This is a genomic window from Pseudomonas alloputida, from assembly GCF_021283545.2.
Classification (GTDB): Bacteria; Pseudomonadota; Gammaproteobacteria; order Pseudomonadales; family Pseudomonadaceae; genus Aquipseudomonas; species Aquipseudomonas alloputida.
Genome location: NZ_CP128540.1, coordinates 4598269 through 4619472 on the forward strand (window position 1 = coordinate 4598269; position 21204 = coordinate 4619472).

18 protein-coding genes and 1 pseudogene are annotated in these 21204 nt (G+C 63.9%); 5 read left to right on the forward strand and 14 right to left on the reverse strand.

Annotation, left to right across the window (positions count from 1 at the left end):
• The first annotated feature begins 91 nt into the window (after positions 1 to 91).
• Entirely contained in the window at positions 92 to 670 is a 579-nt protein-coding gene (locus LU682_RS21285; RefSeq protein WP_049586855.1) for a Maf family protein, read from the forward strand.
• Between the two features lie 209 nt (positions 671 to 879).
• Here the strand turns inward: LU682_RS21285 and LU682_RS21290 are convergent, their stop codons facing one another.
• The 3 genes from LU682_RS21290 to rluC are packed head-to-tail and all read right to left on the reverse strand — an operon-like array spanning position 880 to position 3510.
• On the reverse strand, positions 880 to 1869 hold the full coding sequence (locus LU682_RS21290) for a S49 family peptidase (RefSeq protein ID WP_010952932.1): 990 nt from the start codon (positions 1867 to 1869) through the stop codon (positions 880 to 882).
• Between the two features lie 6 nt (positions 1870 to 1875).
• A complete protein-coding gene (locus LU682_RS21295) occupies positions 1876 to 2550 on the reverse strand; it encodes an HAD family hydrolase (RefSeq protein WP_010952931.1) in 675 nt (224 codons plus the stop codon).
• 3 nt (positions 2551 to 2553) lie between these two features.
• The gene (rluC, locus tag LU682_RS21300) at positions 2554 to 3510 is read right to left on the reverse strand and encodes a 23S rRNA pseudouridine(955/2504/2580) synthase RluC (protein WP_049586857.1); all 957 of its coding nucleotides are present in this window, start codon (positions 3508 to 3510) and stop codon (positions 2554 to 2556) included.
• A 797-nt stretch (positions 3511 to 4307) separates the two neighbouring features.
• Between rluC and rne the strand changes: the two genes are divergently transcribed.
• A complete protein-coding gene (gene rne, locus LU682_RS21305; RefSeq protein WP_010952930.1) occupies positions 4308 to 7583 on the forward strand; it encodes a ribonuclease E in 3276 nt (1091 codons plus the stop codon).
• A 116-nt stretch (positions 7584 to 7699) separates the two neighbouring features.
• On the opposite strand, the gene murB is transcribed toward rne, so the two are convergent.
• The 8 genes from murB to LU682_RS21345 form a co-directional block, all read right to left on the reverse strand.
• Positions 7700 to 8719, reverse strand: coding sequence for a UDP-N-acetylmuramate dehydrogenase (murB, locus tag LU682_RS21310; protein WP_049586861.1), 1020 nt, complete (start codon positions 8717 to 8719; stop codon positions 7700 to 7702).
• Complete coding sequence (locus LU682_RS21315) at positions 8716 to 9180, reverse strand: low molecular weight protein-tyrosine-phosphatase (RefSeq protein ID WP_004575950.1); 465 nt, start codon at positions 9178 to 9180, stop codon at positions 8716 to 8718. The genes murB and LU682_RS21315 overlap by 4 nt, the downstream gene beginning before the upstream one ends.
• On the reverse strand, positions 9180 to 9944 hold the full coding sequence (gene kdsB, locus LU682_RS21320; RefSeq protein ID WP_010952928.1) for a 3-deoxy-manno-octulosonate cytidylyltransferase: 765 nt from the start codon (positions 9942 to 9944) through the stop codon (positions 9180 to 9182). Before kdsB ends, LU682_RS21315 begins: the two co-directional genes overlap by 1 nt.
• Positions 9941 to 10126 (reverse strand): Trm112 family protein, encoded by a 186-nt coding sequence (locus LU682_RS21325; RefSeq protein WP_003247142.1) that lies wholly within the window; start codon positions 10124 to 10126, stop codon positions 9941 to 9943. The genes kdsB and LU682_RS21325 overlap by 4 nt, the downstream gene beginning before the upstream one ends.
• A gap of 44 nt (positions 10127 to 10170) precedes the next feature.
• A complete protein-coding gene (gene lpxK / locus LU682_RS21330; RefSeq protein WP_049586866.1) occupies positions 10171 to 11172 on the reverse strand; it encodes a tetraacyldisaccharide 4'-kinase in 1002 nt (333 codons plus the stop codon).
• Positions 11172 to 11606 carry an ExbD/TolR family protein gene (locus tag LU682_RS21335; RefSeq protein WP_010952926.1) on the reverse strand — a complete coding sequence of 145 codons (435 nt, stop codon included), beginning with the start codon at positions 11604 to 11606 and terminating at the stop codon, positions 11172 to 11174. The genes lpxK and LU682_RS21335 overlap by 1 nt, the downstream gene beginning before the upstream one ends.
• On the reverse strand, positions 11603 to 12238 hold the full coding sequence (locus tag LU682_RS21340; RefSeq protein WP_026031862.1) for a MotA/TolQ/ExbB proton channel family protein: 636 nt from the start codon (positions 12236 to 12238) through the stop codon (positions 11603 to 11605). Before LU682_RS21340 ends, LU682_RS21335 begins: the two co-directional genes overlap by 4 nt.
• A gap of 110 nt (positions 12239 to 12348) precedes the next feature.
• Positions 12349 to 14562: a DNA internalization-related competence protein ComEC/Rec2 gene (locus LU682_RS21345; protein ID WP_010952924.1), complete on the reverse strand. Its 2214-nt coding sequence runs from the start codon at positions 14560 to 14562 to the stop codon at positions 12349 to 12351.
• Between the two features lie 142 nt (positions 14563 to 14704).
• On the opposite strand from LU682_RS21345, the pseudogene LU682_RS21350 reads away from it, so the two are divergent.
• Positions 14705 to 15211: pseudogene (locus LU682_RS21350) on the forward strand (DUF2062 domain-containing protein); the annotation flags it as partial.
• A 9-nt stretch (positions 15212 to 15220) separates the two neighbouring features.
• On the opposite strand, the gene LU682_RS21355 reads toward LU682_RS21350, so the two are convergent.
• The 3 genes from LU682_RS21355 to LU682_RS21365 all read right to left on the reverse strand — a co-directional run bounded on the left by LU682_RS21355 (position 15221) and on the right by LU682_RS21365 (position 17686).
• The gene (locus tag LU682_RS21355; protein ID WP_010952923.1) at positions 15221 to 16000 is read right to left on the reverse strand and encodes an ABC transporter permease; all 780 of its coding nucleotides are present in this window, start codon (positions 15998 to 16000) and stop codon (positions 15221 to 15223) included.
• Positions 15997 to 16929 carry an ABC transporter ATP-binding protein gene (locus LU682_RS21360; RefSeq protein ID WP_010952922.1) on the reverse strand — a complete coding sequence of 311 codons (933 nt, stop codon included), beginning with the start codon at positions 16927 to 16929 and terminating at the stop codon, positions 15997 to 15999. The genes LU682_RS21355 and LU682_RS21360 overlap by 4 nt, the downstream gene beginning before the upstream one ends.
• A 133-nt stretch (positions 16930 to 17062) precedes the next feature.
• On the reverse strand, positions 17063 to 17686 hold the full coding sequence (locus tag LU682_RS21365) for a glutathione S-transferase (RefSeq protein ID WP_010952921.1): 624 nt from the start codon (positions 17684 to 17686) through the stop codon (positions 17063 to 17065).
• A gap of 390 nt (positions 17687 to 18076) precedes the next feature.
• On the opposite strand from LU682_RS21365, the gene LU682_RS21370 reads away from it, so the two are divergent.
• Positions 18077 to 20524, forward strand: coding sequence for an acyl-CoA dehydrogenase (locus LU682_RS21370; RefSeq protein WP_010952920.1), 2448 nt, complete (start codon positions 18077 to 18079; stop codon positions 20522 to 20524).
• A gap of 68 nt (positions 20525 to 20592) precedes the next feature.
• Entirely contained in the window at positions 20593 to 21003 is a 411-nt protein-coding gene (locus tag LU682_RS21375; protein WP_010952919.1) for a PA2817 family protein, read from the forward strand.
• The last annotated feature ends 201 nt before the right edge of the window (positions 21004 to 21204 follow it).

Sequence of the window (21204 nt, forward strand, 5' to 3'; positions counted from 1 at the left end):
CAGCATTCTAGGGATGCCCCCCGCCCCTGTCAAAGGAAATTAGGCGGCATCGTGCGTGATAGAATTGGTTCAACCGAACCCGGAGTCTACCATGCTTCCTTTGTTACTGGCTTCCAGCTCTGCCTATCGCCGCGAACTGCTCGCACGCCTGCACCTGCCCTTCACCTGGGCAAGCCCCGATATAGACGAGCAACGCCTGGATGGCGAACCGCCCGTAGAGCTGGTGCGCCGGCTGGCCAGGCAAAAGGCCGAGGCATTGGCAGGCAGCCACCCCCGACACTTGATCATAGGCTCGGACCAGGTTGCGGTATTGGGCGAGCAGGTGCTGGGCAAGCCGCATACGTTCGAGCGCGCTTGCGAGCAACTACTGGAGTGCAGCGGGCAGCAGGTGAGCTTTCTTACCGGGCTGGCACTGCTGAACAGCGCCACCGGGCAATGCCAGGTGGATTGCGTGCCTTTTACCGTGACACTGCGTGAACTGAGCAGGGAGCAGGTCGAGCGTTACGTGGCAGCAGAACAGCCGCTGGATTGCGCAGGGAGTTTCAAGGCGGAGGGGCTGGGGGTGAGCTTGTTCCAGAGCACGCACGGGTGCGACGCGACCAGCCTGATCGGGCTGCCGCTGATTCGGCTGGTGGATATGCTGACCAAGGAAGGGGTGATGGTTCCGTAACCTGGCTGGGGATTTGGGGCGCCCGGCAGATCGAGCGCCGCCCGGGAGGGTGAACGATCAGGGATGCTGGACAGCAGGTCCGGCCTATTCGCGGGTAAACCCGCGCCTACAACATACCGCTGGGCACCCTGATCGATGAGCGAGCCCGCGCGCGATGCGCCGCGCGGGCGGCGCTTGATCTGCCAGGCACCACAAGAACTGCGACGAACTCAACGCAACTGCGGCCCCTGGAACCCCATCCACATCGCCAGGTGCTCAGCCACGCTGGCACCCACGCGCTTGGAGAAGCGATCGAAAGGCGACTCCTGAACGGTGAAGTCAACCAACTCCTTCTCGCCCACGATCTCACGCGCCACATAGCTGGCACTGCCCAAGCCATCCACCAGCCCCAGCGCCTTGGCCTGCTCACCCGACCAGATCAGGCCGCTGAACAACTCCGGGTGCTCCTTATCCTTCAGGCGCTCACCCCGCCCCTGCTTGACCATGGCGATGAACTGCCGGTGCGTGGTATCCAGCACACCCTGCCAGAAACGGGTCTCTTCTGGTTTTTCCGGCGAAAACGGATCAAGGAACGCCTTGTGCTCACCCGATGTATAGGCTCGGCGCTCGACCCCTAGCTTCTCCATGGTGCCAACAAAGCCATAACCCGCCGCCGTCACCCCAATGGACCCCACCAGGCTGGCCTTGTCGGCATAGATCTCGTCTGCCGCACTGGCGATGTAATAGGCACCGGAAGCACCAAGATCAGCGATCACCGCATACAGCTTGATGGCGGGATATTCGGCACGCAGGCGGCGGATTTCGTCATACACGTAACCCGCCTGCACCGGGCTGCCACCCGGGCTGTTGATGCGCATCACCACAGCCTTGGTCTTGTCGTCCTTGAACGCTTCGCGCAGGCTCTTGACGATGTTATCGGCGCTGGCAGCCTCCTGATCGGCAATCACCCCGCGCACTTCGACCAGCGCGGTATGGCTGGCACTGCGCGAAGCGGCCTTGTCCATGTCCATCAGCGGCGAGAACAACGCCAGAATGCCGAACAGGTAGACGAAGGTCAGCAGCTTGAAGAAGATCCCCCAGCGCCGCGACCGTCGCTGCTCCTGCACGCTGGCCAGCAAGGTCTTTTCCAGCAGCTTCCAGCTGTTGCGCTCTTCGCGCTCCCCGGGCTCGGCCTCAGGAGCTTTCCATTCGTCTGCCATGCTTACCTACCTTGGAAGTGGAATTGCGGAACCACCCAGCCACTCGCGCAACTGGGAAAAGTGATCGATGCATACCTGCGGGCCAAACTCGGCCAGCGCCTGCAGCGACATGGCACCATAGCCAACCGCCACCGAATGCATGCCGGCATTGCTGGCCATCTGCAAGTCGAATGCCGAATCTCCGACCATCAGCGCACGCGACGGTTCGACGCCACAATGCCCGAGGATTTCCTCAAGCATCAGCGGGTGTGGCTTGCCACGGGTCTCGTCAGCGGCGCGGGTGATGTCGAAGAACCGCTCCCAGCCATTGGCCTTGAGCACCCGATCCAGCCCGCGACGGGCCTTGCCGGTGGCCACCGCCAGGCGGTAACCCTCGGCGCGAAAGGCATCCAGCGACTCGACCACGCCATCGAACAACGGCGAAGGTTGCTGATCCAGCGCAACGTAGACATCGGCATAGTGCTGGCGGAAGCTGGCAACCTCTGCAGGCGCCAGGTGCGGGTACAGGGTGTGGATCGCCTCGTCCAAGGCCAGACCGATGATACCCTTGACCGCAGCGTCGCTGCTCTGCGCCTCGCCGGCACGCTCTGCGGCGACATTCATGGCCTCGACGATACGCCCAATGGAATCGGCCAGGGTGCCGTCCCAGTCGAAGATCAGTAGCTCATAGCCTTTTTTCATGGATCAGGGCGCACTCAGACGTTCAACGGTTTTTGCCCAGACCTCATCCACAGGCGCCTCGAGCTTCAATTCACCGCCGTCCGGCAGCGGTACAGTCAACGCGTAGGCATGCAGGAACAGGCGTTTGCCGCCCAACTCGCGAATTTCCCGGCTGAAGTCTTCGTCGCCGTATTTGCTGTCGCCAGCGATCATGTGCCCGGCATGCAGGGTGTGCACGCGGATCTGATGGGTACGACCGGTGATCGGGCGCGCCTCGACGATGGTGGCAAAGTCACCAAAACGGCGCAGGACGCGAAACAGGGTCAGCGCCTCCTTGCCTTCCTCGTTCACTTCGACCATGCGCTCGCCGGAACGCAGGTTGCTCTTGAGCAACGGCGCGTTGACCTGCTTTTTCGAGGTTGGCCAATGGCCGCGCACCAGCGCCATATAGCGCTTGTCGACACCATCACCGCGCAGGGCGGCATGCAGGTGACGCAGCATGCTGCGCTTCTTGGCGATCATCAACAGACCAGACGTGTCGCGATCCAGGCGGTGCACCAGCTCCAGCTCCTTGGCGTCCGGGCGCAACTGGCGCAGCGCCTCGATCACCCCGAAGCTCAGGCCACTGCCGCCGTGCACGGCGATGCCGGCCGGCTTGTTCATCACGATAAGCGCTTTGTCCTCGTAGACAATGGCGGCTTCCAGACGCTGCAGCAGGCCTTGGGCCACCGGCGCCGGTTCGTCTCGTTCCGGCAAGCGGACGGGCGGGACCCGCACGATGTCGCCGGCCTGGATCTTGTACTCCGGCTTGACGCGGCCCTTGTTGACCCTCACCTCACCCTTGCGCAGGATGCGGTAGACCAGTGTCTTGGGCACGCCCTTGAGGGCCGTGATGAGGAAATTATCGATGCGTTGGCCGGCAAGCTCCGGCGCGACTTCGATCAGCTGAACGCCGGAAGTCGGAGGGGTATTGGTCGTCATTACGGGATCATAACAATTTTTTATGGAATTGAAGCACTTAATCATTGCTGCTATAGTCGCGAACGCCGCCAAAAGCGGCAGGCCAGCGGCACCAGGCTCTTTGCCGGTCCCTGACCTTCGCAATTCTCCAGGACGCGAGGCCGTCCTACGGGGTTTTCGCCAGTTTACCGAAATGCCTGGAATCGCCACCAGCGCCGTGTAGAGAAGACCGAAAAAAAACGACAAGTGCGGTGTTTCACCTGCTTACCCGATTCTTTTCGCTGCACCTCTGCCCGCGAGTCGCTTCCACGCATCGCCCGGCGAATGCTTCGGAAATACCTGCCTTGGACATGAATGGCGCCAGCGCAGAACCAGCGCTGGCGAAAAATGCAACCCGTTGCGGATTCAGCGCGCGGCAGCACCCGAATTATCAGGGATACGTGCAGGGTGGAGATGCACAGCCCTCGGACCGTGTAGCACCGCGTCCGGCCACCAGCCCACTGACGGCTGGTGAGCGGATAAGGTCCTGAACAGATGCCCTCCGGGCGTCCACGGCTGACGGTTGATTCCTCCTCCTGACTGAGTGCACAAGGCCCGCTTGGTTGATTCGGATACCTATTCGAAGCCACCGGGGCCTTGTTGGCACCGCAGCAAACAGGACGCGTCGTCGCGACAACGGCAGGCTGGGCAACCGGCTGGTGCCGAACGTCGCTCGACACGGGGGTGGCCCGGCCACCCTTTGCGCACCTTGGCACCGACCATGAGACGTCGTGTGTGCCGAACGCCGTTTCCGGCAGCCCGGAAACCGACGGTACAACATGAAAAGAATGCTGATTAACGCGACTCAACCCGAAGAGTTGCGTGTAGCCCTGGTGGACGGCCAACGTCTCTACGACCTGGACATCGAGTCCGGCGCGCGCGAGCAGAAAAAGGCCAACATCTACAAAGGCAAGATCACCCGCATCGAACCCAGCCTCGAAGCCGCCTTCGTCGACTTCGGCTCCGAACGTCACGGCTTCCTGCCGCTGAAAGAAATCTCCCGCGAGTACTTCAAGAAGGCCCCGGAAGGCCGGGTCAACATCAAGGAAGTGCTCAGCGAAGGCCAGGAAGTCATCGTTCAGGTCGAGAAGGAAGAGCGCGGCAACAAAGGCGCCGCCCTCACCACCTTCATCAGCCTGGCCGGCCGCTACCTGGTGCTGATGCCCAACAACCCGCGTGCCGGTGGCATCTCCCGCCGCATCGAAGGCGAAGAGCGCAACGAACTGCGCGAAGCCCTGAACGGCCTGACCGTACCGGGCGACATGGGCCTGATCGTGCGCACCGCCGGCCTTGGCCGCAGCAGCGAAGAAATGCAGTGGGACCTGGACTACCTGCTGCAGCTGTGGACCGCCATCAAGGAAGCGTCCCTGGACCGCGCCGCGCCATTCCTGATCTACCAGGAAAGCAACGTCATCATCCGCGCCATCCGCGACTACCTGCGTCAGGACATCGGCGAAGTACTGATCGACAGCATCGACGCCCAGGAAGAAGCGCTGACCTTCATCCGCCAGGTGATGCCGCAGTACGCCAGCAAGGTCAAGCTGTACGAAGACAGCGTACCGCTGTTCAACCGCTTCCAGATCGAAAGCCAGATCGAGACCGCCTTCCAGCGCGTGGTCGACCTGCCGTCCGGCGGTTCGATCGTGATCGACCCGACCGAAGCCCTGGTGTCGATCGACATCAACTCGGCGCGCGCCACCAAAGGCAGCGACATCGAAGAAACCGCCCTGCAGACCAACCTGGAAGCGGCCGAGGAAATCGCCCGCCAGCTGCGCCTGCGTGACATCGGCGGCCTGATCGTCATCGACTTCATCGACATGACCCCGGCGAAGAACCAGCGCGCTGTTGAAGAGCGCGTGCGTGAATGCCTGGAAGCCGACCGCGCCCGCGTGCAGGTTGGCCGCATCTCGCGCTTCGGCCTGCTGGAAATGTCCCGTCAGCGTCTGCGCCCATCGCTGGGCGAAAGCAGCGGCATCGTCTGCCCACGCTGCTCCGGCACCGGCATCATCCGTGACGTCGAATCGCTGTCGCTGGCCATCCTGCGCCTGATCGAAGAAGAAGCCCTGAAGGACCGCACCGCTGAAGTGCGTGCTCAAGTGCCGATCCCGGTAGCCGCGTTCCTGCTGAACGAAAAGCGTAACTCGATCACCAAGATCGAGCTGCGCACCCGTGCGCGCATCATCATCCTGCCGAACGACCACCTGGAAACCCCGCACTTCGAAGTCCAGCGCCTGCGCGACGACAACCCTGAAGTGCTGAACAACCAGTCCAGCTACGAAATCGCCGCCGCCGAAGCCGAAGAAGCGCCGCAACCGACCGCCACCCGCACCCTGGTACGCCAGGAAGCCGCAGTGAAGACGGCCCCGGCCCGCGCCAACGCACCGGTACCGGCCGCCGCTGAAGAGCCCCAGGCTGCCGCGCCGGTCGCCCCTGCCCCGAGCGCTCCGGAGCCAAGCCTGTTCAAAGGCCTGGTGAAGTCGCTGGTGAGCCTGTTCGCCGGCAAGGACGAGCCTGCCGCCGCGCCAGTGGCTCCCGCCGCCGAAAAACCGGCTGCCGAGCGCAGCCCGCGCAACGAAGAACGCCGCAACGGCCGCCAGCAAAGCCGCAACCGCAACGGCCGCCGCGACGAAGAACGCAAGCCGCGTGAAGAGCGTGCCGAGCGCGCACCGCGTGAAGAGCGTGCACCGCGCGAGGAACGCGCCCCACGCGAAGAGCGTGCACCGCGCGAGGAACGTGCCCCACGTGAAGAGCGTGCACCGCGTGAAGAACGTGCGCCGCGCCAGCCACGCGAAGACCGCCGTGGCAACCGCGGCGAAGAGCGCGTTCGCGAACTGCGCGAGCCGCTGGACGCTACCCCGCCAGCCGAACGCGAAGAGCGCCAGCCGCGTGAAGAACGTGTAGCCCGCGAAGAGCGAGCGCCACGTGAAGAGCGCGCACCGCGTGAAGAGCGTGCTCCACGTGAAGAACGCGCACCGCGTGAAGAGCGTGCCCCACGTGAAGAACGGGCCCCACGTGAAGAACGCGCCCCTCGCGAAGAACGTGCTCCACGTGAAGAACGCGCACCGCGCGAAGAGCGTGCTCCACGCGAAGAACGCGCCCCGCGCCCACCACGCGAAGAGCGCCAACCACGCGCTGCCGAAGAAGCAACCGAACAGGCAGCCGAGCTGGCCGAAGAGCAACTGCCAGGCGAAGAGCTGCTGCAAGACGAGCAGGAAGGCACCGATGGCGAGCGCCCGCGCCGCCGCTCCCGTGGCCAGCGTCGTCGCAGCAACCGTCGTGAGCGTCAGCGCAATGCCAACGGCGAGCTGATCGACGGCAGTGAAGAAGAAGGCAGCGAAGAGCAGCCACAACAGCACCAGGCCACCGAGCTGGGTGCCGAACTGGCTGCTGGCCTTGCCGTGACGGCTGCTGTCGCCAGCAGCAACATCAGCTCCGACGCAGAAGCCCAGGCCAACCAGCAGGCCGAGCGTGCTACCGCCGAAGTCGCTGCCGTTGCAGAAACCGACAACAGCGAAGCCGCCCAACCGGTCGAGCAGGTCGAAGCGGCCACCAAAGCTCAAGAAGCGTCCGTGGCCCCAGCGGTCGAGCAGCCGGTCACCGAGCCAGTGGCCGCAGCCGAGGCAACTGCCGAGCCTGTGGTCGAAGTGGCCCCGCAGCCTGTCGCTGAAGATGCACCTGCTGTTGAGCCGGTCGTGGTTGCAGAAACCGCGGTCACTGAAACCCCGGCAGAAGCCCCAGTGGTAGAAGCCGGTGAAATCGAACAGGCCCCGGCCGTGGTCGAAGTCGCTCCGGTTGCCGCACAGCCTGCCCCGGTTGTCGAAGCCCAGCCAGAAGTGGTGGCCGAGCCTGCACCTGCGGTGGTCGAACCTGCACCTGCAGTGGTCGAACCTGCCACTGTCATGCTGGCCAACGGCCGTGCACCGAACGACCCACGTGAAGTGCGTCGCCGCAAGCGGGAGGCCGAGGCTGCTGCCAAAGCGGCACAGGAAGCTGCTGCAGCTTCCCAGGAACCAGCCCTGGAAGCCGCCGATGAGCACAAACCTCATCACGGCTGATAGCCAAAGCTGAATGAAAAAGCCCCGCCAGTGCAAACTGGCGGGGCTTTTTTTGGTTTGCCTGACGGGCCTCTTCGCGGGTAAACCCGCTCCTACGGGGGTTCACAGCCGGCAAATCAGTAAAGATTAGGCTCCATCTCCAGCTCAACCCCAAACCGCTCGAAGATATCCGCCTGAATCTTGCGCGCCAGCGCATGCATCTGCGCCCCGCTCGCCTGGCCATAGTTGACCAGCACCAGCGACTGCAAGCGATGCACGCCAGCATCACCCTCACGATGACCCTTCCAGCCCGCCTGCTCAATCAACCAGCCCGCCGCCAGTTTCACCTGACCATCAGCCTGTGGGTATGCCACGACACCGGGATACTGCGCACGAATACGCTCGACCAGATCAGCCGTTACCACCGGGTTCTTGAAGAAGCTCCCGGCATTGCCCAACTCTGCCGGATCTGGCAGCTTCTCGCGGCGAATGCTGCAGATTGCATCACTGATCGCTTGCGCGGTCAGCTCGGTCACACCCCGCTCAGACAGGCGTTGGCGCACCGGGCCGTAATCCAGATGAGCGTGCAGGGTGCGGGTCAGGGCAAAGCGCACACGCAGGATCAACCAGCGGCCAGGGTTGCGCTTGAAAAGGCTGTCACGATAGCCGAAAGCACATTCCGCCAAACTGAAGTCACGCAGCTCGCCCGTCTCACGGTCCAGGGCTGTCAGCCCGGCGAACACGTCCTTGATCTCCACCCCGTATGCGCCCACGTTCTGCATCGGCGCAGCACCGACGGTGCCGGGGATCAGGCTGAGGTTCTCCAGCCCGCAATAGCCCTGCGCCAGCGTCCACTGCACAAAAGCGTGCCACGGCTCACCGGCCTCGGCTTCGACCACGATACGCTCGCCATCGTCACTGAGCACACGCCGACCGCGGCTGGCCATGTGCAGCACCAGTGCATCGATATCGCGGGTCAGCAGCAGGTTGCTGCCACCCCCGATCACCAGTACCGGCAAGCCCCTCTGCTGTGCCTGGCCCAGTGCCTGACGCACCTGCTGGTCGTCCTGCACCTGGCTGAAATAGCGCGCCTTCACGTCGATGCCGAAGGTATTGTAAGGCTTGAGCGATACCTGCTCCTGCCACTGCACTGTCATAGACGCCCCTTGATTTCCAGTACCAGCGCCTGGCAAGCCGCTTCCACCAGATCCAGCACCTGCTCGAAGCCGTCGGCGCCACCGTAGTACGGGTCTGGCACTTCATCCAGGGCTGCACCGTAGCGGCGCAGGAACAGGTCGAGTTCGCCCACTGCCGTGGACGGGCGCAGGGCGCGCAGATCGCGCAGGTTGTGCTCATCCATGGCCAACACCAGGTCGTATTCGGCGAAGTGCGATGCCTTGACCTGTTGGGCGCGTTGCTGCGACAGGTCGTAACCGCGCGCCAGCGCCGCCTTGCAGGTGCGGCTGTCTGGCGCCTTGCCGACATGCCAATCGCCGGTGCCGGCAGAAGCCACCTGCACCTTGTCAGCGAGCCCGGCGGCGTGCAATTGATGGCGCAGCACGCCTTCGGCGGTGGGCGAGCGGCAGATGTTGCCCAGGCACACGAACAGGACGCGCATCAGGCCTCCAGCAAGCGCCGTACGCGCTCCAGATCCTCTGGGGTGTCGACACCCACGGCAGGCGCCTCGATGGCGTCCTCGATGTGAATGCGTACGCCGTGCCACAGGGCACGCAGCTGCTCCAGCGCTTCAGCCTGCTCGAGCCAGCATGGGCCCCAGCTGACGAAGTCGTGCAGGAAGCCGACACGGTAGGCGTACATGCCAATATGACGGCGATAGGGCACCCCTTCCGGCAGCACGTCGCGGGCCTTGGCAAAGGTATCGCGGGCCCAGGGCAGCGGCGCTCGGCTGAACGTCAGGGCCAGGCCGTTCTTGTCACTCACCACCTTGACCGCGTTCGGGTTGAACACGGTTTCCGGCTCATGGATCGGCTCGGCCAGGGTGGCGATACCGGCTTCCGGATGCGCAGCCAGGTTGGCCGCCACCTGGTCGATGATCACCGGCGGGATCAGCGGCTCGTCGCCCTGCACGTTGACCACAATGGCGTCAGCCGGCAACCCTAGGTACGCGGCCACTTCGGCCAGGCGGTCAGTGCCCGATTCATGATCGGCACGGGTCATCATCACTTCAGCACCGAAGGCCTGGCAGGCTTCGAGGATGCTGGTGTCGTCGGTGGCGATGACCACACGGCTGGCACCGCTCTTGCGGGCCTGCTCCCACACATGTTGCACCATCGGCTTGCCGGCAATCAGCAGCAGCGGTTTGCCTGGCAGGCGGGTGGAGCGCAGCCGGGCGGGGATTACTACCGTAAATTCCAGGCTCATTTGTCAAGACGCTCGTCGTCGGTCAGGGTGCGTGCCTCGCTTTCCAGCATGACCGGGATACCGTCGCGAATCGGGTAGGCCAGGCCAGCGCCTTTGCTGATCAGCTCGGTCTTGTCGGCGCTCAGCTTGAGCGGGCCCTTGGTGATCGGGCAGGCCAGGATATCAAGCAGTTTGGTGTCCATTGGAGGCTTCCTTTAGGCCAGGTGGCCGGAAATAGAAAACGGGCTCAGGGTTTGCGCAACAAGCGTTGCAGCTGGTTGTCGAACCAGGCGCTGAAAGCCGGCGTAGGCTGCGCTTCGACGGCCAGGTACCACCAGTCGTCAGCGGCAAAGGCCCGGCATTTCACCGCGTCCTTCTCGGTCATGACCAGCGGCAGTGGCGGGCTGAAGGCCAGGCTCCGGGCACTGAACTGCGCATGGTCGGCGAAGGGATGCGGCACCGGCTGCCAGTTTAGCCCCAGCAGGGTGTTGAAGAAACGTTGCGGGTTGCCGATACCGGCCACCGCATGCAGGCGCTGGCCGGCGGGGAAATGGTCGAGCGCACGGCGCTCGCCAGTGCGCACGTTGACCAGGGCCGACGGCTGCAGGCAGAAACCGAAACCATCGGTGCGGTCTTCGCTGGCGCCGTTGAACAGCACCGCGTCAGCCTCACGCAAGCGGTCGGCCGGCTCACGCAACGGCCCCGCCGGCAGGCAGCGGCCATTGCCCAGGCCGCGGGCAGCGTCGATCAGCACCAGTTCCAGGTCACGGGCCAGGCGGTAATGCTGCATACCGTCGTCGCACAGGATCAGGTCTAGGAGTTCGCTTGCCAGCAATGCCTGCACGGCACGGGAGCGATCGGGGTCGATCATCAGTGGCACGCCGGTGCGTTGCACGATCAGCAGCGGCTCGTCGCCCGCCTGATCGGCCGCCTGATCGGCCTGCACCCGCCAAGGCAGCTGTGGAGGCTTGGCACCATAACCGCGGCTGACCACACCCACCTTCAGCCCCTGCCGGCGACAGTGTTCGATCAGCCAGAGGATCATCGGCGTCTTGCCGGTGCCACCGACGGTGATGTTGCCCACCACAATGACCGGTACCGGTGCCCGGTAGCTGGCACTGTCACCCCTTAGAAAACGTGCCCGCTTGCGCGTGACCACGCGGCGATACAAGGCCTCCAGCGGACGCAGCAGCGCCAGCGCCGGATGCCCGGCATACCAGGCAGCGAGCAAGCGATCGGCGAAAGCCATCAAGGCGTGCCCTGGGCCGCCTCGACGGTGGTCATGCGCAACTGGCTGAAACCGAGCTTGCCGGCAGCATCCATTGCGGTGACCACAGCCTGATGCGGGGTCTTGCCGTCGGCGCTGATGGCCAGCGGCAACTTGTTGTCGCCGCCCGACTCGCGCTCTATGGCCTCGCTCAGGGTGGCCAGGTCGCTTTTGGGCAGCAGGTGGTTGTTCACCGAATACACGCCTTCGGCGCTGATGGTGATTTCCACCAGCTTGCCCGGGTCGGCCGGCGCCGGCTCGGCGCTGGTGGCTTCGGGCAGCTCGACGCGAAGTTGCGTTTCGCGGGTGAAGGTGGTGGTAACCACGAAGAACAGCAGCAGGACGAACACCACGTCGATCAGCGACGCCAGGTTGATGTCGACGTTCTCCCGCTGGCGATTGCGCCGGAACTTCACGCCTTGCCTCCGGCCACTTCCACTTCACGGTCACCCTGGATCACTTCCACCAGCTTGATCGCCTCCTGCTCCATGCCGATCACCAGTTCATCGATGCGGCGCAGCAGGAAACGGTGGAAGAACACTGCCGGAATACCGACCATCAGGCCAGCCGCAGTGGTGACCAGGGCCTTGGAGATACCACTGGCCAGCACGGCGGCGTTGGCGGTCATCTGCGAGCCCATGAAGGCGCTGAAAATGTCGATCATGCCTAGCACGGTGCCCAGCAGACCCAGCAGAGGCGCCATGGCGGCGATGGTGCCGAGGGTGCTGATGTAGCGCTCCAGTTCATGGATGACGCGCGAGGCGGCCTCCTCGATGCACTCTTTCATGATCTCCCGACCGTGACGCGAATTGGCCAGGCCCGCCGCGAGGATTTCACCCAGTGGCGAATCGGCACGCAGGGCCTTGAGCTTGTCACTGGTCAGTTGCTTGTCCTTGATCCACATCCATACCTGGCCCAGCAGGTGCGGCGGGGTGACGCGACTGGCGCGCAAGGTCCACAGGCGTTCGACGACGATAGCCATGGCAGCGATGGAGCTCAGAATGATCGGCAGCATCATCCAACCACCGGACTTGACCAATTCCCACACAATAAACGCCCCTTCGGAAAAAGGCCGCCACTCTACCATAGGCGCGCCGAGGGCTCATCTGCCGAAGGTCAGGGAATTGGGGTCTGGGCTGGCAGATGCCTGCCTCTGCCTCACTCCCCTCGAACCCGCCAGAACCGCCGCTGCCCCCTAACCCCCTCGACTACCCCATGCCGCCCCAGCACCAACCGCAATGCCCCCTCCTCCGCCGTATCATGCATCACCACCCCATGCCGCCCATACCGCTCGACCACCTGCACGTGCGGGTGCCCGAAGCTGTTGTTGCGCCCCCGCGAAATCAATACCCCGCGCGGTGCGGTAGCCCGGACGAACGCCTCGGTGGACGAACTGCGGCTGCCATGATGCGGCGCCTGCAGCCAGTCGATACGCGGCACTTCAGTGTCCGCCAGCCAGGCCCTTTCGGCAGCAGCTTCCATATCCCCCGCCAGCAGCAAGCGCTCGCCCTGCGCTTCGACCAACAAGACACAGGAACGGTCATTACTGCTCTGCCCGTCCACCCAGCGCCACAGCGAAAAGCGCACGCCATCCCAATCCCATTGCTCGCCACTGGCACAAGGCTGCAACGGAACATCAACCAGCGCTTCCCCACCGATTATCCGCTTGATCGGCAAACCACGCGCAATGGCCACGGCCCCGCCCGCATGATCGGCATGTGCATGGCTGATCACCATCACGTCAAGGCCGCCCACCCCCAGCTTGCGCAAGGTTGGCAGCACCACTCGCTCCCCCAAGTCGCTTTCCCCCCTGGCCGGCCCGGCATCGTAGAGCAGGCTGTGATGCCGCGTACGCAAGAGCACCGCCAGCCCCTGGCCAACATCCAGCTGCCAGACCTCGACCTGGCCGAACGGCACCGGCTCCCGGGGCACCCACAGCGCCAGCAGCATTACCCCTCCCAACCCGCGCAGCGGCACACCACGGGGCAGCAAAACCAACAGCACACCCAGACATACCAGCAGCCAGGCCCACAACGGCAGGGCCGGCGGGACCCATGCCGGGCGCTGCTGCGCCACCAGCGCCAGCCCACGGAACAGCACATCCAGCAGGCCACCTGCCAGCCAGAGCAACGCCTCGCCAACACCCGCCAGCGGCAACATCAGCGTGCCCAGCAACGCCAACGGCAAGACCGCCAGGCTGACCCACGGCACCGCCACAAGGTTGGCCAGCGGCGCACTGAGGCTCACCGGCAAGCCGGTGGCCAGCAACACCGGTAGCAAGCCGACGGCGATCACCCATTGCGCTCGTGTCCAGGCCTGCCAGGGCCGCCAACCACCCAACCGGGCACTGAAGCAGTAGATGAGCGTGGCCACGGCGGCGAACGACAGCCAGAACCCAGGCAGCAACGCCGCTAGTGGCTCGAAGACAAGTACAGCGACCAGTGCAACCAGCAACGGAAAAAAAGCGCCAAGGTGGCGAAAGCGCAGACGCCAGAGCAACACCACGGCCAGCATCAGGCAGGCCCGCTGCACTGGCACCCCACCGCCAGCCAGCCACCCGTAGGCCAGCGCTGCGGCCATGGCCAGGCCGCAGGCCCAGGGTAACCACGGTAGCCTTGCCGGCCATAGCCCCCAACGCGCCAGCCCGGCGACCAGGCCATAGAGCAAACCGGCGACCAGGCCGATGTGCTGGCCGGAAATCACCAACAGGTGCACCGTGCCGGTGGCCTGCAACGTCTGCCAGTCCTCACGGGCCAGGCCCGCACCGTCGCCAAGCACCAGTGCCACCAGCGCTGCCTGCCGGCCATTGGCTTCGACCATCAGCAAGCGCTGACGCAGCGCATCGCGCCAACCACCGGCGACTGGCGCCAGCAACTGCCCCGCCTTGACCGTACCCGTAGCCCCCACCCGTCGCGCCAGCAACTGCGCTTCACGGTCGGGCCCATGCGGGTTCAGCAGCCCGTTCGGGCGCTGCAAGGTCACGGCCAGCCGCCACTGCTCGCCCGCCCGCAGCGGCGCGCCGTCGAACCAGCTCAGCTGCAGGCGCTGAGGCAGTTCGGCCCGCCGCGAGCGTGGCGCTTCCAGCTCGAAACGCACACCGTGTGCAGTGCGGGCCGGCAAACCCGCCACCCGCCCCTCCAGCCACAAGGTGCGCCCCTCCAGGCCGGTAGCCAGACGATCATCAAGGGCCTGCTGAGCAGACCCGCACGCCCAACACAAGCCCAGCAGAAACCAACCCAGCGGCCAGACCCGGGTAAACAGGCTGCCGACAGCGCAGGCTGCCAGGGTTATCAACCATCCGACCGATGGCAATGCGGGCAGAAAGCCCAGGCACAACAGCCCGAGCGCGAGCGCAAACATCCCTGTGCGCATGAGGTAGAGCTCCAGAAGGCGAATCACCTCCTGAGGCATAGCCCAATTGCCGGCAACGCTTGCTCAACAATTGTCACAAACTCTAAACGAGTCGGAGCAGGATTAAGGGCATACTGCCAGGGTCAACGCTCCGGGAGCCTACATGCCGCGCCGACTTTTCAAACGCTACATGCCGGACCCGACCAGCATTCGGGAACACAAATCCTTACGCTTTTTCGGCAAGTTGCTGCACGATCCCAACCTCTGGCACCTGAACCGCCATTCGGTGGCCAGAGCCATGGGTGTGGGCCTGTTCGCGGCGCTTATTCCCATCCCGATGCAGATGCTGCTGGCGGCGGCCCTGGCGATCCCGGTGCGCGGCAACCTGCCGGTCGCCGTCAGCCTGGTGTGGCTGACCAACCCGCTGACCATGCCGCCGGTGTTCTTCGTCACCTACATGACCGGTGCCTGGCTGATGCAGGTACCGCCGCGCACCCTGCCCGACGAGCTGACCTTCCAGTGGATCACCGACCAGCTGTCGACGCTGTGGCAACCCTTCCTGCTCGGCTCGGTGGTGTGCGGCGTGGTGCTGGGCATCCTTGCCTACTTCTCCACCATGTTCTACTGGCGCTGGTGGGTGGGCCGGCAGTGGCGTCGTCGCCAATGCCGGTGCAAGGCTTCAGGCCCGCATGCCGCGGCCGCTGACCAGCAAGCGAACGCAAACAACGTAGAGCACCGCAGTGGCCACCAGCATGAAGGTGATCGCCGTGCCAATGCTGATATCCGACACCCCTAGAATGCCGTAGCGGAACGAGTTGACCATGTGCAGCACCGGGTTGGCCAACGACACGGTCTGCCAGAACGGCGGCAGCAGGTTGATCGAGTAGAACACCCCGCCCAGGTAGGTCAGCGGCGTCAGCACGAAGGTCGGGATGATCGAGATATCGTCGAAGTTGCGCGCGAACACTGCGTTGACGAAGCCAAGCAGCGAAAAGATGGTGGCCGTCAGCAGCACCACCGCCACGGTCACGCCCAGGTGGTGCACCTGCAGGTCGGTGAAGAACATCGACAGGATGGTCACGATCACACCCACCGCCAAACCACGCAGCACCCCACCCAGCACATAGCCGACGAGAATGGTGTGCGGCGACACCGGCGACACCATCAGCTCTTCGATCGAGCGCTGGAACTTGCTGCCGAAAAAGCTCGACACCACGTTGCCGTAGGAGTTGGTGATCACCGACATCATGATCAGCCCCGGCACGATGTACTGCATGTAGGTGAAGCCACCCATGTCGCCGATCTGCCGGCCAATCAGGTTACCGAAGATGACGAAGTACAGGACCATGGTGATCGCTGGCGGCAGCAACGTCTGCGGCCAGATGCGCAGGAAGCGCCGCACTTCGCGGTAGACGATGGTGTTCAGGGCGACCCAGTTGGTGCGCAGTTCCACACTCATACGGCCACCTTCGACAGGTTTTTTTCCACCAGGGACACGAACAGCTCCTCGAGTCGGTTGGTCTTGTTGCGCAGGCTCTGCACTTCGATGTTCTGCAGCGCCAACTGGCCGAACAGCGCGGTGATGCCGATGTCCTTCTCCACCTGCACTTCCAGGGTATGCGGGGTCAGCAGCCGGCACGGGTAGCCCTGCAGTACCGGCGCCGCGGCCAGGTCCTGCTTGAGGTCGAGCACGAAGGTTTCGACATGCAGCTTGCCCAGCAACTGGCGCATGCTGGTGTTCTCGACGATGGTGCCATGGTCGATGATGCCGATGTTACGGCACAGCTGCTCAGCCTCTTCCAGATAGTGGGTGGTGAGGATGATGGTGATGCCCTTCTGGTTCAGCTCAGTGAGGAAGCTCCACATCGAGCGGCGCAGCTCGATATCCACCCCGGCGGTGGGTTCGTCCAGGATCAGCAGGCGCGGTTCGTGGATCAATGCGCGGGCAATCATCAGGCGCCGCTTCATGCCGCCGGACAACGAACGCGACTGCACATCACGTTTGTCCCACAGGCCCAGCTGAGTCAGGTACTGCTCGGCGCGCTCCTTGGCCAGCTTGGGCGGGATGCCGTAGTACCCGGCCTGGGTCACGACGATGTCGAAGGTCTTTTCGAACTGGTTGAAGTTGAACTCTTGCGGCACCACGCCCAGGCAACGCTTGAGCGCGGAGGGCTCGCGGTCCAGGTCGTGACCGAACACGTTCACTGTGCCGCTGGTCTTGTTCACCAGGGTCGAGAGAATGCCGATGGTGGTGGATTTACCGGCGCCGTTGGGGCCGAGCAAGGCGAAGAAGTCGCCTTCGGCAACATCGAGGTCGATGCCTTTGAGGGCCTGAAAGCCATTGCCGTAGGTCTTGGTCAGCTGTCGGATGGACAGGGCGGAACTCATAGCGGGTCACTTACCGAAGAAAAAGGTGCAGGACACGCCAGGTAAAGTCACTGGCGCAGTGAGTGCAGCCATGGTGCAAGGCCAGGCTGCACAAGTACAGTCACATCTATTGATAATGACTATCGAAGCAGGTTCAAGTGAGCGCGGTCATCACGGCGGCCTGGTAGGCCGGGCGTTGCTTAAGGCGTTCATACCAGGCTTGAAGGTGGTACATGTCCGGGCGCTCGATGGGCAGTTCGAACCAGGCATAGATGAAGCTACCCAGTGGGATGTCGCCCATGCCGATCTGGTCACCGGACAGGTACGGCTGACTGGCCAGGGTTTCGTCGGCAATGGCCAGTAATTGCGCGCACTGCTTGTGCGCGGCGTTGATCGCCACCCAGTCGCGCTGGTCTTCCGGCGTGCGCAGCAGGCCCCAGAACAGGGGCCGGAATGGGGTAGCGAAGGACGATGTGGTCCAGTCCATCCATTTGTCGGCCAGGGCGCGCTGGCGTGGGTCTGCCAGATACCAGCCCTGCTCCGTGCCGTACTCCGCGCACAGGTAGCGGACGATGGTGTTGGATTCCCACAAGGTCAGGTCGCCGTCTTCGAGCATCGGCACCAGGCCGTTGGGGTTGCGGGCGCGGTAGTGCGGCTCGTTGACTACGCCGAAGGCGCCGCCGGCGTCGATGGATTCGAAGTCCAGGCCCAGCTCGTGGGCGATCCACAGCGCCTTGCGCACATTGCTCGAATTCTTGCGGCCCCAGATCTTCAGCATGGCAACATCCTTTTGAGTGCGGAGGTGGCACAGTCTACTCCAGACCTTCGCCGCCTGTACGGGCCTCTTCGCGGGCAAGCCCGCTCCCACAGGCTCACCACCGTCTTCACGTCACCGGTATTCCTGCGTGGGTTTTACCCACACATAGGCCGAGCCTGCCAGCCAACCCCCCGGTCATTCACCGTCGCGGCCGCCACCGCATTCATCAATCGGTGGCATCGCCACGTTCCGTTGTAGGAGGGGTTTACCCGCGAATAGGCCGGTACAGGCGAACAAATGAGCTGAAACTCCCACCGCCACGCCCTGTCACTGTTCTGAACATGCCGTTCACAGCATTGCGTCTAAGCTGTCTGGAATGGCTCAAGCCCTTGGTTCCAAGGAGGACCGATTATGTTGCTGTTGTGGTTGGTGGTGCTGGTGATCGGCGCGGCGTACCTCACGCACCGGCGCCTGGCGCCCTTGCAGATTCTCGGCATCGTGGCGGCCTATGTGCTGTTGATGGGCATTTTCAGCAGTGCCCCCGGCTGGCTGCTGGCGCTGATCTGGGTGGTGCTGGCCCTGAAGATCGCCCTGGTTGCGCTCCCGCAGTGGCGACGCAAACTCTTTACCGCCCCGGTATTCCGCTGGTTCCAGCGCACCCTGCCACCCATGTCGCAGACCGAGCGCGAAGCCATCGACGCCGGTACCGTGTGGTGGGACGGCGAACTGTTCAGTGGCCGCCCCGACTGGCGCACCTTGCTGGCCTACCCGGCACCGAAACTGACCGAAGAAGAACAGGCCTTCATCGATGGCCCGACCGAAGCACTGTGCGCCATGGTCAGCGACTGGCAGATTGGCCAGGATCTGGACCTGCCGCCCGAAGCCTGGGCACATATCAAGCAACATGGCTTTTTCGCCCTGATCATCCCCAAGGAATACGGCGGCAAGGGCTTCTCCGCCTACGCCCACTCCCAGGTGGCGATGAAGCTGGCCACCCGGAGCGGCGACCTGGCCTCCACGGTGATGGTGCCCAACTCCCTGGGCCCTGCCGAACTGCTGCTGCACTACGGCACCGACGAACAACGCAACCGCTACCTGCCGCGCCTGGCCCGTGGCGAGGAAATCCCCTGTTTCGCCCTCACCGGGCCGCTGGCCGGTTCGGACGCTGGCGCCATGCCCGACACCGGCATCATCTGCAAAGGCCAGTGGCAAGGCGAAGAAGTGATCGGCCTGCGCCTGAACTGGGAAAAGCGCTACATCACCCTCGGCCCGGTCGCCACCCTGCTGGGCCTGGCCTTCAAAGCCTACGACCCCGACCATCTGTTGGGCGAACAGGAGGAGCTCGGCATCAGCCTGGCCCTGATCCCCACCGACACGCCCGGCGTCGAGATCGGCAAACGCCACCTGCCGCTGGGCGCCGCCTTCATGAACGGCCCCAACAGCGGCAAAGACGTGTTCGTACCGCTGGACTTCCTGATCGGTGGCCAGGCCATGCTCGGCAAGGGCTGGATGATGTTGATGAACTGCCTGTCGGTGGGCCGCTCCATCTCACTGCCGGCGGTCGGCACCGGTGCCGCCAAGTACACCAGCCTGGTGACCGGCCAGTACGCCAATATCCGCGAGCAGTTCAACGTGCCATTGGCGGCCTTCGAAGGCATCCAGGAATCGCTGGCACGCATTGGCGGCAACGCCTGGCTGATGGACAGTGCCCGCCTGCTGACCGCCAAGGCCGTGGACCTGGGCGAAAAGCCCTCGGTGCTGTCGGCGATCCTCAAGTACCACCTGACCGAGCGTGGCCGCGAATGCATCCAGCACGCCATGGACGTGCACGGTGGCAAGGGCATCATCATGGGCCCGAACAACTACCTGGGCCGCAACTGGCAAGGTGCGCCGATCTTCATCACGGTCGAAGGTGCCAACATCCTTTCACGCAACCTGATGATCTTCGGCCAGGGCGCCATTCGCTGCCATCCGTTCGTGCTCAAGGAAATGGCATTGGCCGGGCGTGAAGACCACGATCAGGCACTCAAGGAATTCGATGACCTGCTGATGAAACACATCCTGTTCGCCGCCGGCAATGCGGCCAGTACCTTGGTCTACGGCCTGGGGCTGGGTCGCTTTGAGCGGGTGCCGGGCGATGCCCTGAGCCAAGGCTACTTCCGCGCCCTGAACCGCCAGGCGGCGGCGTTTGCCATGATGGCCGACCTTTCGATGATGCTGCTGGGTGGGGCGCTCAAGCGCCGCGAGCGCCTCAGCGCCCGGCTTGGCGATGTGCTGAGCTATCTGTACCTCGCCAGCGCTGCCCTGAAGCGCTATCACGACCAGGGCTCGCCCGAATACCTGCAGCCGCTGCTGCGCTGGGCCATGGAAGAAAGCCTGGGCCAGACGGAGCGTGCGCTGGACCGCCTGCTCGACAATTTCCCCAACCGCTTCGTCGGCTGCGCGCTGCGGGTACTGGTGTTCCCCTTCGGCCGCCGCCATAAGGGCCCCGGTGATGAACTGGATGCCGAGGTGGCCGAGCTGATCGGCCGGCGCAAGGGCGATCCGGCACTGGAGGAACTGCTGGCCGGCTGCTACCGCCCACAGGCAGAACACGACCCGGTCGCGGATCTGCAACGGGCCAGTGACCTGCTCGAAGACACGGCACAGTTGAGCAAGGCCCTGTACCAAGCCGTCAAGGAAGGCAAAGTCCAGCCAGCCCCCGGCCAGTCCGGTATCGACGCCGCCGTCAAGGCAGGCGTGCTGCAACCCGACGATGGCCAGCGGCTGCACGAGGCCGAACAGGCTCGGCGCAAGGTGATCGATGTCGATGCCTTCGACAAGGCGCAGTTGCTCGCCGTACCGGGCAAGGTGCGCTGACCCTTCGCGAGAAACGGGGGGCGGCGTATACTCCGCCCCCCGTTTCAGCCATACCGAGGACCCATTCCATGGCCAACCCCTACCTGGAATATCACCTGCAACTGCTCCAGCACCTGCGCACCATTCTGGTGGCGCTGGGTGAAGCAGAGCAGGTGCCAGAAGAAAGCCACGCCCTGTTCCTCGAACGCTTCGACGAACTGCTGACGCTATTGCCGCAGGATCCGCTTGAGAGCCAGTACCTGGGCCAGGACCTGATGTGTCAGGTGATCCAGCGTTACCCGCAGATCGCTCATCTGGTGCCGCGTGACTTGCTGTGGTTCTTCGCTGGCGATTGCCTGCACTTCATGCCAGACGAGGAGCTGGCGCTTTATCAGCAGCTTGAAGAGCGTCGCCACGAGGCCGAGTTGAACGCAGAGCCATTCGACTGGAACCTGGAAAAGCAACTGCTGAGCCAGAGTGGCCCAAGCAGTACCCATTAACCTGATTTCAGGTGCCCTGGTAACGCCAGGGCACCTGTGGAAGCCTACACCTCAAGATCTTGTAACAAAGCGAAAGATCGCAAAGTTGTCCGGCTTATTCCTACAGCCCGATAAATCTCATGACAAATAGAATCAGCGCCGGGGCGAAAACGGGAAACGGGAAAGACCCAGCCCACCCCCGCACTGAAACTTGACCCATTT

Excerpts from the sequence above, each read along its gene's own strand:
- LU682_RS21285 (WP_049586855.1), top strand. The coding sequence starts at position 92 with ATGCTTCCTTTGTTACTGGCTTCCAGCTCTGCCTATCGCCGCGAACTG.
- LU682_RS21290 (WP_010952932.1), bottom strand. The coding sequence starts at position 1,869 with ATGGCAGACGAATGGAAAGCTCCTGAGGCCGAGCCCGGGGAGCGCGAA.
- LU682_RS21295 (WP_010952931.1), bottom strand. The coding sequence starts at position 2,550 with ATGAAAAAAGGCTATGAGCTACTGATCTTCGACTGGGACGGCACCCTG.
- rluC (WP_049586857.1), bottom strand. The coding sequence starts at position 3,510 with ATGACGACCAATACCCCTCCGACTTCCGGCGTTCAGCTGATCGAAGTC.
- rne (WP_010952930.1), top strand. The coding sequence starts at position 4,308 with ATGAAAAGAATGCTGATTAACGCGACTCAACCCGAAGAGTTGCGTGTA.
- murB (WP_049586861.1), bottom strand. The coding sequence starts at position 8,719 with ATGACAGTGCAGTGGCAGGAGCAGGTATCGCTCAAGCCTTACAATACC.
- LU682_RS21315 (WP_004575950.1), bottom strand. The coding sequence starts at position 9,180 with ATGCGCGTCCTGTTCGTGTGCCTGGGCAACATCTGCCGCTCGCCCACC.
- kdsB (WP_010952928.1), bottom strand. The coding sequence starts at position 9,944 with ATGAGCCTGGAATTTACGGTAGTAATCCCCGCCCGGCTGCGCTCCACC.
- LU682_RS21325 (WP_003247142.1), bottom strand. The coding sequence starts at position 10,126 with ATGGACACCAAACTGCTTGATATCCTGGCCTGCCCGATCACCAAGGGC.
- lpxK (WP_049586866.1), bottom strand. The coding sequence starts at position 11,172 with ATGGCTTTCGCCGATCGCTTGCTCGCTGCCTGGTATGCCGGGCATCCG.
- LU682_RS21345 (WP_010952924.1), bottom strand. The coding sequence starts at position 14,562 with ATGCGCACAGGGATGTTTGCGCTCGCGCTCGGGCTGTTGTGCCTGGGC.
- LU682_RS21355 (WP_010952923.1), bottom strand. The coding sequence starts at position 16,000 with ATGAGTGTGGAACTGCGCACCAACTGGGTCGCCCTGAACACCATCGTC.
- LU682_RS21360 (WP_010952922.1), bottom strand. The coding sequence starts at position 16,929 with ATGAGTTCCGCCCTGTCCATCCGACAGCTGACCAAGACCTACGGCAAT.
- LU682_RS21365 (WP_010952921.1), bottom strand. The coding sequence starts at position 17,686 with ATGCTGAAGATCTGGGGCCGCAAGAATTCGAGCAATGTGCGCAAGGCG.
- LU682_RS21370 (WP_010952920.1), top strand. The coding sequence starts at position 18,077 with ATGTTGCTGTTGTGGTTGGTGGTGCTGGTGATCGGCGCGGCGTACCTC.
- LU682_RS21375 (WP_010952919.1), top strand. The coding sequence starts at position 20,593 with ATGGCCAACCCCTACCTGGAATATCACCTGCAACTGCTCCAGCACCTG.